The organism is Acinetobacter sp. TUM15064 (genome assembly GCF_008980265.1).
Lineage (GTDB): Bacteria > Pseudomonadota > Gammaproteobacteria > Pseudomonadales > Moraxellaceae > Acinetobacter.
Genome location: NZ_BKFU01000002.1, coordinates 42,631 through 55,267, shown reverse-complemented (window position 1 = coordinate 55,267; position 12,637 = coordinate 42,631). Strand labels below are relative to the sequence as shown.

The 12,637-nt window shown below is 40.7% G+C and carries 11 protein-coding genes, 1 other RNA gene and 1 pseudogene; 7 read left to right on the top strand and 6 right to left on the bottom strand.

Annotated features, from left to right (window positions below; translation table 11 throughout):
* Window positions 1–49 precede the first annotated feature (49 nt).
* Window positions 50–835 carry a fatty acid desaturase gene (locus tag GBI16_RS01055; protein ID WP_151706352.1) on the top strand — a complete coding sequence of 262 codons (786 nt, stop codon included), beginning with the start codon at window positions 50–52 and terminating at the stop codon, window positions 833–835.
* Between the two features lie 376 nt (window positions 836–1,211).
* On the opposite strand, the gene ssrS is transcribed toward GBI16_RS01055, so the two are convergent.
* The 3 genes from ssrS to GBI16_RS01040 form a co-directional block, all read right to left on the bottom strand.
* Window positions 1,212–1,396: non-coding RNA, 6S RNA (gene ssrS / locus GBI16_RS01050), on the bottom strand.
* A gap of 100 nt (window positions 1,397–1,496) precedes the next feature.
* A complete protein-coding gene (locus GBI16_RS01045; protein WP_086207826.1) occupies window positions 1,497–1,781 on the bottom strand; it encodes a cell division protein ZapA in 285 nt (94 codons plus the stop codon).
* A gap of 2 nt (window positions 1,782–1,783) precedes the next feature.
* Window positions 1,784–2,335, bottom strand: coding sequence for a hypothetical protein (locus tag GBI16_RS01040; protein ID WP_086207825.1), 552 nt, complete (start codon window positions 2,333–2,335; stop codon window positions 1,784–1,786).
* A 64-nt stretch (window positions 2,336–2,399) separates the two neighbouring features.
* On the opposite strand from GBI16_RS01040, the gene GBI16_RS01035 reads away from it, so the two are divergent.
* From GBI16_RS01035 to GBI16_RS01025, 3 genes are all read left to right on the top strand, one after another.
* Window positions 2,400–3,032 carry a UPF0149 family protein gene (locus GBI16_RS01035; RefSeq protein ID WP_086207824.1) on the top strand — a complete coding sequence of 211 codons (633 nt, stop codon included), beginning with the start codon at window positions 2,400–2,402 and terminating at the stop codon, window positions 3,030–3,032.
* 80 nt (window positions 3,033–3,112) lie between these two features.
* Window positions 3,113–4,435, top strand: coding sequence for a Xaa-Pro aminopeptidase (pepP, locus tag GBI16_RS01030; RefSeq protein ID WP_151706351.1), 1,323 nt, complete (start codon window positions 3,113–3,115; stop codon window positions 4,433–4,435).
* A gap of 144 nt (window positions 4,436–4,579) precedes the next feature.
* A complete protein-coding gene (locus GBI16_RS01025) occupies window positions 4,580–5,506 on the top strand; it encodes a phosphotransferase family protein (protein WP_086207822.1) in 927 nt (308 codons plus the stop codon).
* A 74-nt stretch (window positions 5,507–5,580) separates the two neighbouring features.
* On the opposite strand, the pseudogene GBI16_RS01020 reads toward GBI16_RS01025, so the two are convergent.
* A pseudogene (locus GBI16_RS01020) lies at window positions 5,581–6,753 on the bottom strand (IS3 family transposase).
* Window positions 6,754–7,482: 729 nt separating this feature from the next.
* On the opposite strand from GBI16_RS01020, the gene ubiH reads away from it, so the two are divergent.
* The 3 genes from ubiH (at window position 7,483) to GBI16_RS01005 (ending at window position 10,359) form a co-directional block, all read left to right on the top strand.
* On the top strand, window positions 7,483–8,691 hold the full coding sequence (ubiH, locus tag GBI16_RS01015) for a 2-octaprenyl-6-methoxyphenyl hydroxylase (RefSeq protein WP_086207820.1): 1,209 nt from the start codon (window positions 7,483–7,485) through the stop codon (window positions 8,689–8,691).
* Window positions 8,688–9,932: an FAD-dependent monooxygenase gene (locus tag GBI16_RS01010; RefSeq protein WP_151706350.1), complete on the top strand. Its 1,245-nt coding sequence runs from the start codon at window positions 8,688–8,690 to the stop codon at window positions 9,930–9,932. The genes ubiH and GBI16_RS01010 overlap by 4 nt, the downstream gene beginning before the upstream one ends.
* Window positions 9,933–10,107: 175 nt before the next feature.
* Window positions 10,108–10,359, top strand: coding sequence for a hypothetical protein (locus tag GBI16_RS01005; RefSeq protein WP_086207818.1), 252 nt, complete (start codon window positions 10,108–10,110; stop codon window positions 10,357–10,359).
* Window positions 10,360–10,481: 122 nt separating this feature from the next.
* Here the strand turns inward: GBI16_RS01005 and GBI16_RS01000 are convergent, their stop codons facing one another.
* On the bottom strand, window positions 10,482–11,138 hold the full coding sequence (locus tag GBI16_RS01000; RefSeq protein WP_151706349.1) for a DUF2238 domain-containing protein: 657 nt from the start codon (window positions 11,136–11,138) through the stop codon (window positions 10,482–10,484).
* Between the two features lie 95 nt (window positions 11,139–11,233).
* Window positions 11,234–12,622 (bottom strand): adenylosuccinate lyase, encoded by a 1,389-nt coding sequence (gene purB / locus GBI16_RS00995; RefSeq protein ID WP_151706348.1) that lies wholly within the window; start codon window positions 12,620–12,622, stop codon window positions 11,234–11,236.
* Window positions 12,623–12,637 lie beyond the last annotated feature (15 nt).

Sequence of the window (12,637 nt, the reverse complement as noted above, 5' to 3'; positions counted from 1 at the left end):
AGATTCGGTACAGTATTGCTTAAAATAAATACAAACAAATAGAGGGCATATGCGTTCACATTCATTATTAGAACAAGTGCAGTGGAAAGATCTCGTTCAGTTAGGCCGTACCGATGTGATCAGTGAGTTGTTCATTTCTTTACCGTGGTTGATCGTCTCTTTCATTTTTGCAAGTTTACAGTGGTATGTCTTGGCGCTGTTTTGCTCGTTTATGTTTTTCTTAACTGGGCTGAGACAGGTGCATAATGCCTTTCATTTTGCCTTAGGCATTAGCCGACCTGCGACTCATTGGGTCATGTTTGTCTTAAGTATTATCATGCTCGGCTCGATGCATGCGGTACAAATTAATCACCTGCGACACCATCAGCACTGTATGCAGGACGAAGATATTGAAGCGAAAAGTGCAAGCATGAAGTGGTGGCAAGCTTTGCTTTTTGGCCCTATTTTTCCATGGATGTTGCATAAAAAAGCCTTTGAGGTTGGGACTAAAACCCAGAAAAAATGGATGTCTGCTGAGCTGGTTGCCAACGTCATGGTATTGTTTTTGGTTTTTGTGATCTTGGATATCAGTATTTTAAAATACCATGTCAGTGCCATGTTGATTGGGCAATGCATGACGGCTTTTTTTGCGGTGTGGACGGTACATCATGATACTGAAGATCATGTGTATATGGCGCGCACAGTGCGCAATGAGTTTAAACGGGTCGTGACCTACAACATGTTTTATCATGTGGAGCATCATTTGTTTCCCGCAGTGCCGACACGACGTTTACATATTTTGGCAGAACGTTTGGATGAACATGATCCAACGGTTGAAATTCGGCATGTGTTCTAACATTTTAAGTATAAAAATAGGGCACTCGGCCCTATTTTTAGAGGATCTAAAATTTATTTTCTTAAATAGAAAGTATTTTTAAAAAAATCAATAAAGTAGGTTTTAGACTAAGTAACGATAATATCAAAGCCAATGGTCAGAGAGTCACGATAAAAACTTTTTTCCTGATGCTTCTAAGAGGGAGACTATCAATAAATGTTTTTGTTAGCTTATGTCTTTGAGCCATTGTACTTTTTAACTGATTGAAACAATACTCAGCAATATAGCACAATAATTCTAGAGCCTACCATATGACTACTTTTGATGATTTATGTGAATTTACATAAACAGAATAAGAGATATGTTTTATTGTAACTTGTTGTTATTGGTAAAAATAAAGTACTCCGAAGATGCCGCTGCATGTGTCGTTACCCTGAACCCGATGAGTTCAAGGTGGACGCGACGTATACTTGCTGGGTTTCCCGCTCGAAGACGGGCATACACTCTAAATATACAGAACACAATCCATAAGTTTAAGTATCGGCAGGGGAATAGACCCGCTGGCGAACACCTCAGAGTTGCATTAAGTATAACGCATCTCACGTTGATGGCAACTCATAGACCGCTACGAACTGTAAACTCGTGCACAAGTGTTGATAGTTTATGCAAAAATGAAAGCACTTTAGGTAAAATCTTTAACGTCTTCAATAATGCTCGCTAACAAACGTTCTGCATGTGCATATTCTTGTAGCGTTTTATTCATAGACAGAACTTCTTGCATTAACTCAAGCGCCACCATAATGATGATTTTACTAGGTTCTACACGTGGTGCTTTACGACGAAATTCATCATATTTATCATTTAAAAGTAGCGCTGCACGTTCAAGGTCAGCTTTCTCTTTTTCTGTTGTGACTAAACGAAAACTATGACCTAAGACACGTAATTCAACAGTAATTTGTTCACTCATGATTAAACTTCCTCGCCAGCTTCAGTAGGGTGGGCAAGTTGCTGAATTTCTTGCGCGTGATGGTCTTGCTCTGTACCTAAAATAGCTAGACGTTGGATGATGGCTTCGACTTTAGCTTTGGCATGTTCATTTTTTTGTAACAATCTTTCACGTTCTTGCTGAAGTGCTTGGATTTCTTGCTGCGCTTGACGCTGATCATTGTTCAATTTTTCTTTAATTGCACGTAATTCATTACGTTCAGCCAAGATTTCCTGAAAGCGATTTTTTAAATCCGTACAACTTTTTTCCAAACGGCTATAACGATCGGCCAAAGCAGTCGCATCAGTATTCAAGTGTTGATATTGGGTCTGAGCGCTACTTAATTGCTCAGTTAAATCATCAATTTGTTCTTGTTTCTGGGTAATTAAGCTATTTTTTTGCACAACTTGAGAACGGTGCTGTTCTTCAGCATCCAGTTTGGCTGCATTTAAAGTGCTATTTTCACTTTCAAAATGAGCAAGTCGCGTTTTTAAAACGCCAATATGCGCCTGTAGACGCTGTAATTCTTCTAACATATCGTGGTCGCACAGTGTTGCAAACAAAGGTAATATATAAGAAGTATAGAGATTGGATAAACGAATGCAAGACGATATTTCAGGTTGGTCAGAATGGCAGCCAAATTTTTCTAAAATTGAAGAGATTTCTAGCCCAAGTGAGTTACATGGTTTGCTTACAGGTATCATTTGTGTAACTCAGGCACCAAGTCGTGAGGAATGGCAACATATCTTAGCGACTTTAGAAATTCCAGAGTTAAGCGAAGAAGCTTTGGCTTTATTAGCAGATGAAGCTGAAGATGTCTCACATGCACTTTCTGAAGATGAATTGGACTATTTACCATTACTTCCCGATGACACGCATACGCTCGCAGACCGTGTACAAGCTTTGGCGGATTGGTGCGCAGGCGTAGTGCTGGGCTTCGGTTTGGCGTCAGGTCATATTCGTCCAGATGAAATGGAGCTGATTGAACATTTACAAGATGTGGCAGCAGTTGAGTTTGAAGAAACTGATGATGATGAAGAGGGTGAGGAGAGCTATCAAGAGTTATATGAGTTTGTTCGTTTAATTCCTGTGAGCTTATCTGTCGGTCGCAAAAAGATTGCAGTTGAGGAAAGTTCTTTACTTAAACACTTTCATAACAAGCAACAAGCGGATCGTTCTGTAACAGAAGCGAACAATGTTGTAGAAATGTTTACACCGCATCGCCCAAGCTAATTGGCATAAGACTTGCTGCGCGTACAAGATAAGGTGCGCGTGGCACTTTTATTCTTTGGTATAAAAAAGACAGATCAAACATGAAACTAACGCAAGTGGATTTTCAGGAACGCCGTGACCGTTTGGCTGAACAAATGGGTCCGAATAGTATTGCCATTATCGCAACTAGCCCGGTGGCGATGCGTAATCGTGATGCAGACTATAAATACCGTACCGATAGCAGCTTTTTTTATCTGACCGGTTTTGCTGAGCCCGAAGCCGTGGCGGTCATCGAAACCTTTGCCGAAGACGATGAAGATGGTTATAGCTACAGTTTGTTCTGCCGTGAACGTGACCGTGAGATGGAAATCTGGAATGGTTATCGTGCAGGTGTAGATGGTGCGGTAGAAGACTATGAAGCTGATGAAGCCTATGCGATAGATTTGTTAGATGAAGAAATCATTGAAAAACTTTTAAGCAAAGAAAAATTATTCTATCGCATTGGGCAACAACCTGAATTTGATGCGCGTGTAGCAAAATGGATCACGACTGCTAACGGTGAGTCACGTCGTGGGACTGCTGCACCTGCGCAAGTCATTCAGCTAGACCGCATTTTAGATGAAATGCGTTTGTTTAAATCAGAACAAGAAATTGCATTGATGCAAACAGCTTCTGATATTTCTGCACAAGCTCATACTCGTGCCATGCAAACTGTTAAGCCAGGCATGATGGAATATGCTCTAGAAGCTGAACTGAATTATGTATTTGGTCAAAATGGCTGCGTGCCGTCGTATAACAGCATTGTTGGTGGTGGTGAAAATGCTTGCATTCTGCACTATGTAGAGAACAATAAAGAGCTAAAAGATGGTGATTTGGTCTTAATCGACGCAGCATGTGAATATGAATACTATGCTTCAGACATTACCCGTACTTTTCCCGTCAACGGAAAGTTCAGCCCTGAGCAAAAAGCACTTTATAATGTAGTCCTCGATGCACAACTTGCTGCAATTGACGCAGTGCGTATAGGAAACTCGTATAAAGAACCACATAATGTTGCTGTGCGCATCTTAGTTCAAGGTTTGCTTGATTTGGGCATTATGCAAGGTGATATTGAAGAGATTATCCAAAAGGAAAGTTTCCGTCAGTTTTATATGCATGGCACAGGACACTGGTTGGGTATGGACGTTCACGATGTGGGTTCATATAAACAAGAAGGTGTGTGGCGTGCCTATGAAGAAGGCATGGTAGTGACGGTTGAACCGGGCTTGTACATTGCACCTGATGATCAGACTGTCGATACGAAATGGCGTGGCATTGGTATTCGTATTGAAGATGACATCGTAGCAACCCAAAACGGTCCACTGAATTTGACTGTGAAAGTGGTGAAGTCGGTAGAAGAGATAGAAGCGTTAATGGCACGATAAATATCATTTACTGTATAAAAGCCGATCATGAGATCGGCATTTATTTTTTATAATGTGTTTATATTAAATAGAAACCTATAATATTTATGAATAAAAAAATTAATTATTTCATCATCATTTTACTAACAACAGACATTCGGCAGTATGAAAGATTTATATGATTTAAAGCATAGGATTCAGGCAAAGACGTTACATTTGGTTACACAGAGAAATGGATCTTCCGTGTATCAAGGACAATCCTCTCAAGGAGAAGTCTTTATTAAAATAGCAAATAATCAAACGGCTAATGAACGTTACTATGAAATCTTAGAAGCGCTCAAGGAGTTTCCATTAACACCAAAGGTATTTAATAAATTTGAATGGGGGAGTTGTTCTGTCATTGTTATGAGTGCTCTTGAAGGTACACAAGTCGATCAAGTATTGAAGAATTGTACCCGGGCACAGAAAGTCTCTTTGCTTAGGAATACGGGACGAGCTTTGGGTGAACTTCATCGTGGAATTTCACAGACTCGCTTATTGAATATGAGGTTCTGGCAAGATCGAGATGGCTTATTGACACATTCAATGCTGTGGAGTCAACATTTGGAATTGATGATCTCCAAATGGATGTCGCGTATCAATCCATTGTCATCCGATCATCACGAATTTTGTGATCAATTGAATGAGTTACAAAAGTACGGTAAAGCTATATGTGAGCCAACACAGCTTAATTTACTGCATTGTGACTATATTGGTCGAAATATCCTTGCAGACAGTGAAAATCGGATTTCGGGTATTATAGACTTTGACGCTGCCCGTATTGGAGATGCGGTCTACGATTTAGCGAAAATTGTTTGGGTGGATATAGATTTCTCTGATCTGGAATTGCGAAATGCTTTTTTAGAAGGTTGGGAATATACATATAAACAGACAGTGCCTAAAATGAAATTTCTATTCTATGTGGGTATTCAATGTCTTGCAGCAATCGCTTGGACAGATAAAAATCCGTCTTTTGACGGAACTAATACTATTTTCCGTGCTTCCGCAATTCGGACGCTTAGGATTGTGTTAACGGAGCTAGATGCACTTTAACTAGGTTCTAGCACTCTCGTTTCGTATAACGCTATTTTGTTAAATGGGATCTTTTAAGCTATCAAAACTTGATCCTAGACAGTATCGTGGACAGCATATCCCTCTAAATTCTTAAAATATTTATGTTCAAAGGCTTCAGGACTTAACCAGCCGTTTGCAGAATGTCGTCTGATTCGATTGTAGTAAACTTCAATATATTCAAACAAGACAGCATTGGCTTCTTTTCTAGTGGCAAATACACTGTCATGTATCACATGACCTTTCAATGTATGAAAGAAGCTTTCAGTCACCGCATTATCCCAACAATTCCCCCTACGTGACATGCTTTGAATACAGTTATTCGCCAATAATAGTGCTCTAAAATCACGACTACAGTACTGTGAGCCTTGGTCCGAATGCACCATGACACCTGTTGGATATCCCTGACGTGCCATTGCATAATTAAATGCATCACATACCAATTGACGATCTATCCGATGGCTGGTTTGCCAACCTATAATACGACGACTAAATAAATCTAGCATCACACATAAATACAGCCAACCTTCTTTGGTTCGGATATAGGTGATGTCTGTTGTCCAAACTTTATTTGGCAGAGTGACTGTAAACTGGCGATCTAATAAATTCGGTGCCGTCGGCAAACGATGATTTGAATCAGTCGTATGCTTATATTTACGTGCAATCTTGCTGCGTAAACTGAGCTTTTTCAGCATCCTTCCAACTGTACGTTCACTCATGCAGTAACCTAAATCATGCATGTCGTGCACCAATGAAGGTGCTCCTAAGCGAGCATGGTGTTGCCAATATACAGCTTTTAAATCAGTGTACTTCTGATTGACGTAAATCTGTCTCTTTCGCCAAGCATAGTAGCCCGAAGTGCTGACACCTAGGCATTTACAGGCAGAAGAAACCGTAATTTCAGTCACAGTTAGGCCTTGGATTACCGTGTACTTTTCTTGGCATGATCTGTCAGGAAGTACACATGCGCCTTTTTTAAAATATCATTAGCTTCCCTGAGTTGTTTGACTTCTTTTTCTAAATCGAGAATCTTGCGCAATATATTGCTCATGTTCTGGCGAGAGCTGTCTTTTGCTGGAACCAGTGGGGTTGGTCTCACGAATCCATTTATCTAATGTTGAATAACCCACACCTAATTTCTGGGCGATAGCAGCCACAGATTCGTACGAGTTTGAAAGTGCATAATCAATTGCTTGTTGTTTAAATTCTGGACTAAAGCGTTTAGCCATTTTTACATCTCCAAAGTTAACGTTACGTTATCTTTAGAGGGAATCATTGTCCATTATTTTGGCTAGGATCAAGTCAAAGAACAGACACATTCACTTAATTCTACTGGAAGAATATTAGAGTTTGATATTTCATGCTCTATGTATGATTGCTTGGCATATGAAGAAACTAAAGGGTTCTTCGATGAGTGCGATTGCCCACCTCCAGAATTTTGGATTGCTTACATTGACGGTAAATTATTTTCTTATATTCCAAAAGAATACTTACATATAGCAAATTTAGGTGTAGGTATATCTATGAGCGGAAGCTTGCAATGGGTCCAAACATTAGTAGATTAAACTTTATTCTTTTATAAGATTTCCTAAAATTAACATAATACACCTTATACGTAATTCTTAAAATTAGCTTTTAAATTCAAATACTTACTTTGTATCAAAGAGCTCAATCTGAATTGTTTGGGCTTTTTAGTGATTATTCACGTTACACGCTTATTATGAGGTCAAAGCTCCACATTTCTTATAAGTCTGTTTAAACAGTGCGCTGAACAAGTTTTGATGGAAATCAAAAAAAGACTGTCTTTTCTAAATGATGGCAGAGCACTTTACGCTGAAAGTACGCAAAAACATCCATTTCATTATAAAAAAGAAAATCTTTGATGTAATATAAATCCATTAAAACTTATAGGTATTTGAAGTTTTTGACTTTAGGTACGCCATAAAAAGGATAGAAGCATGCAACAAGAAGTCATCATAGTTGGTGGTGGTATGGTCGGACTCAGTCTGGCGTTGATGTTAGCCAAACAAAACATTGCGGTGAAGCTTTTAGAAGCGATCAAATACCCAAATTATGATGATGTAAACCTTGTGCCATACCATTCTAGCTTTGATGCAAGAAACAGCGCACTTTCACGTCGTACAGTCCAAATTTACCAAGAACTGGGTTTATGGAGTGCGTTACAAGAACATGCAACGCCTATTTTAGAAGTAAATATCACCGAACAAGGCAGCTTTGGTAAGGCGCGTCTTAAAGCAGAACAAGAAAAAGTCGAAAGCTTCGGGCAAGTCATCGAAAACGCATGGCTCGGTCGTGTGCTACTGACAGAAGTTCAAAAACAGCCACTTATTGAGTTGATTGATGGTGTACAAGTCACTCAACTAACGCAAGATGCTGATTTGGCGTACATTGAAGCAAACCGTGGAGAAGATGAACTTTCAATGCAAGCAAAACTCATTATTGCTGCAGATGGACGTGATTCATTCTGCCGTAAAGCTTTAGGAATAGGCGCTTCAGAACATGACTATGACCAAGTCGCTATTGTGACTACCGTACAAACCTCAAAACCGCACAACCATGTGGGTTTCGAGCGCTTTAGTAGTTTAGGGCCATTGGCATTGTTACCGCTTCCGGGTGAATACCGTCGTTCTGTGGTGTGGCCTGTGCAAAAGGGTACTGAAGGGGAATGGTTGGGCGATGAAAATGACCAACACTTTTTAAATGCCTTACAAGAAACCTATGGCGATCGTGCAGGTAAATTCCAAAAAACAGGTAAGCGTTTTAGTTTTCCATTATCACAAGTACTAGCAGAAAAGCAGGCCGCAGGACGGGTGGTGTTAATGGGCAATGCCGCGCATACCATTCACCCCGTTGCAGGGCAAGGTTTTAACCTATGTATGCGTGATGCGCACGTCTTGGTCCGATATTTAACGGAACAAAGTGCGCAAGATGCAGACTTGGGTGATGCAACGATGTTGCAATCCTATGAAGCTTCACGTTTGACTGACCAACAGCGTGTAATTAAGTTCTGCGACTCTGTAGTGCGTGGTTTTAGCAACAGCAACCCGATCTTAAAATTTATTCGAAACACGGGGCTGGTCGCATTTGATACAATTCCAGGCATTAAACCGCTAGTAGCTAACTATGCCATGGGGCTAAAAGCATGAGCCAAGTTCAAGCTGATATTTTAGATGTGGTGATCATTGGCGGTGGTTTAGTTGGTGGACTGACAGCCTTACTTTTAGCACAGGGTGGTGTGCAAGCGACAGTACTGGATGCTGCGCCTATTTTAGATGAACAAAAAACGCTAAGCATTGCTAACCCACGTGTTTTGGCACTCAGTCAAGCAACGATACATTTGCTTAAAACCATTGATGTTTGGGATAAAATTGCCCGCCAGATGCCCTATAGCGGCATGCAGGTGTGGAATAAAAATGGCTATGGTGAAATTAACTTTGGTCATGCGTCCCAGCAGGAACCACAAGGCGAACAAGCTCTCGGTTCTATGGTCGAGCCAAGTTTGCTCAATTTAGCGATTCAACAGCAAATGCTTAATGTACTCAATGATTACCGCACCCAAGTTAAAGTTGCCCGTGTCGAAGAAGGTGTTGGGTTATGGTATATCCATTTAGCTGATGGCACGGTGCTAAAAACCAAACTGGTGATTGGCGCAGATGGTGCAAACTCTTTTGTACGAGAGCAAGCATTTATTGATATTGATGTACTCGACTACAAACAAGCAGGCTTGAGTTGTGCCATTCGGACGGCACAGCCACATCAATATGTTGCACGTCAGATTTTCTTAGAAACTGGCCCTTTGGCATTTTTACCGATGGCGAGTTTAAAACCAGAGCAAGCAGGACATTGGCAGTCGATCGTATGGACTTTACCTGATGACTATGCAGAAGAATATGCAGCCCTTTCAGATGCTGAATTTACCGAGCTGTTAACGCGAGAAAGTCACCACATGTTAGGCGAAGTGTTGGAAGCGACACCGCGTGCTACTTTCCCACTCAAAGCACGTGCTGCACAACAATATGTTAAAGCGGGTTTGGCTTTAATTGGTGATGCAGCTCATGTGATTCATCCGTTGGCGGGACAGGGGGTGAATATCGGTTGTCTTGATGCAGCTGTACTATGTGATGCATTACTACATGATCTAGCACGTGGCGTATGGGCAAATGAGCAAACATTGAAGCGTTATGAACACCGCCGTAAAGGACAAAATGATGCCATGATGCATAGCATGTCTGCGATTGGTTGGATGGAAACTACACAACTCTTTCCCGTAGTGTGGGCACGAAACTTTGGTTTGAAACAGGTTGAAAAATTGCCTGTATTAAAAGATGCTTTTATGACACAGGCCAATGGTTTAGGGTTGCTCAAAGAGACGCGTTATGCTGTCTAAGACGGGAAGTGTTATTTTTTAGCCAGTCGTAAAATAAGATTACGATTTTGATTAAAAAAGATACGATTTTCTGTTGAATAAGACTATGCGAAAGGCTGAGAGCTTGTTAAATTTCAACATAATTGAAAACCAGTAATACATTGGAACCTTAAAGGTCATTTGTGGGGAGATTAAGATGACTGATTCAAATGATTATGATGATGTAGAAGACTCAGCGGTTGATGAGGACGAAGCACAAGCCGCTGAAAAGGGCGCATCAGATTCTTCTGAAAATGCAGCAAGTGATGGTGATGTTGCCGAAGCTGAGACACTCACTGTGACTGCGAAATTGAAACAGCGCCAAGCGCTAGAAGATGAAGTGGCTGCTTTTCTCGCACGTGGTGGTCGTATCACAGAAGTGCCAGCAGATGAGTCTGCAAAAGATTGATGTTTATAAAACACCACCAACGTGGTGTTTTTTATGGTCTGCTTAAAGTTTCGTGCATCAATTACAATACGTGCAATCAATTTTGTACAGTCATCAGTTGCCTCTATTCGACTAACTGCTGATTAGCTTTTAAATAAGTAAATGATGCCTGTGATGATTGAGCCAACGGTTGCTAATAGCATATCTTTGTGAGCATCCCACATGTCACCTTGCTGGCCATTATAATTTTCAGCATCTGCTGGAGAGAGCCCCATGGCAATCAGCCATTCAATCCATTCATAAATCAGACTGCTTGCCATCACAAACTGAATCACCAAAAGGAATAGTGTCAGTTTTGAAAGTTGCGGTAACCAGACTTGAAATACACGATAGAAAAATGGGTAGAGCAGTAGACCGTATGCTAAATGTACAAAGCGATCATACATATTACGTGTCCAACCTAAACTCTGGTTGAGGTCAAGGTTTAAGTATTGGATCGACCATTCATTATAGGGTACATAAGAATACAGATAATGTGCGCCAAGTATATGAATCAGCAAAAAAACAATATACAGCACAAAACTCATCAAGCTGAGTCCGAGTTTATACAGACAAATGATCAGCGTAATTAGCATGAACACAGTTCCGACCTGATGCAAGATATAAGAGCTGAGTTCAAGCGGGTGGATTGAAGCCAAAGCCACTGCTAAACAAAGCAGGATGAGACAGATCCAATGTGGCCTTTCCAGTTGATCGTTGATGGGATTTTCTGTGGTTGATATTTTCAGTATGGTTGTCATCTTTTTATTTTTTCAATGAGATGTATGCAATATGCTTGTTTGTATTATAAATAAAAAAGCGAAGCCTAAGCTTCGCTTTTTTTAATTTCTAAAAGTTAGATTTTAGAAATTAAGTCCGCAACTTGTTTTGCTTGTTCAGCTGCATTACCTGTATAGGTTGCAGGCGTCATTTCCGCTAAACGTGCACGGTCAGCAGCAGGAACAGCTTCAAGTTCATTACCATTAACGAAGTCAACCATCATGTCACGCGTCATCGCTTGACCACGTGTTAATGCTTTTAATTTTTCGTATGGCTTTTCAACGTTGTAACGACGCATAACGGTTTGAATTGGTTCAGCTAGAACTTCTTGCGCATTGTTCAAGTCTTCGTCAATACGTGCAGCATTCAGTTCAAGTTTACCAATGCCTTTTGAACATGCTTCAAAAGCAATCAAGCTTTGTGCAAAACCAACACCCATGTTACGCAGTACAGTTGAGTCCGTTAGGTCACGCTGCCAGCGAGAAATTGGAAGTTTTTCACCTAAGTGAGCCAATACTGCATTGGCTAAGCCTAAGTTACCTTCTGAGTTTTCAAAGTCAATTGGGTTCACTTTGTGTGGCATTGTTGAAGAACCCACTTCACCGTCTTTCAGTTTTTGCTTGAAGAAACCTAAAGAGATATAGCCCCAAACGTCACGGTTAAAGTCGATCAAAATCGTATTGAAACGACGTAAAGCATCAAACAGTTCCGCCATGTAGTCATGTGGTTCGATTTGAGTGGTGTATGGGTTAAAGCTTAGACCTAAAGACTCAACGAATGCTTGTGAGTGCGCAGGCCAGTTAATGTCTGGGTAAGCAGAAAGGTGAGCGTTATAGTTACCTACCGCACCGTTAATTTTGCCTAAAAGTTCAACTTGTTTGAATTGTTTGATTTGGCGTGCAAGACGATATGCTACGTTCGCCATTTCTTTACCCAAAGTGGTTGGGCTTGCAGTCTGACCATGTGTACGAGACAACATAGGTTGGTCAGCATGCTTTTCAGACAATGCTACGATTGAGTCAATGATTTGCTGCATAGAGGCAACCAATACATCACGACCACTTTTCAGCATTAGTGCATGAGACAAGTTGTTGATGTCTTCAGATGTACATGCAAAGTGAATGAATTCACCTGCATTTTTAAGTTCTTCAATACCCTCAATTTTTTCTTTCAGGAAGTATTCAACCGCTTTTACATCGTGATTTGTAGTGCGTTCGATTTCTTTGATACGATTTGCATCGCTTTCAGAAAAATCAGCAACAATTGCATCAAGTGCAGTATTGGTCGCAGCGCTAAATGCAGGGACTTCAGTGATTTCTGGACGGTTTGCAAGCGCTTGTAACCAACGCACTTCAACAGTCACACGAGCATGGATTAAACCAAACTCAGAGAGGAAAGGACGAAGCGCATCACATTTGCTAGCGTAGCGTCCATCTAATGGAGAAAGTGCGGTTAAAGCGTTCATAGCGATTCCTTAAAC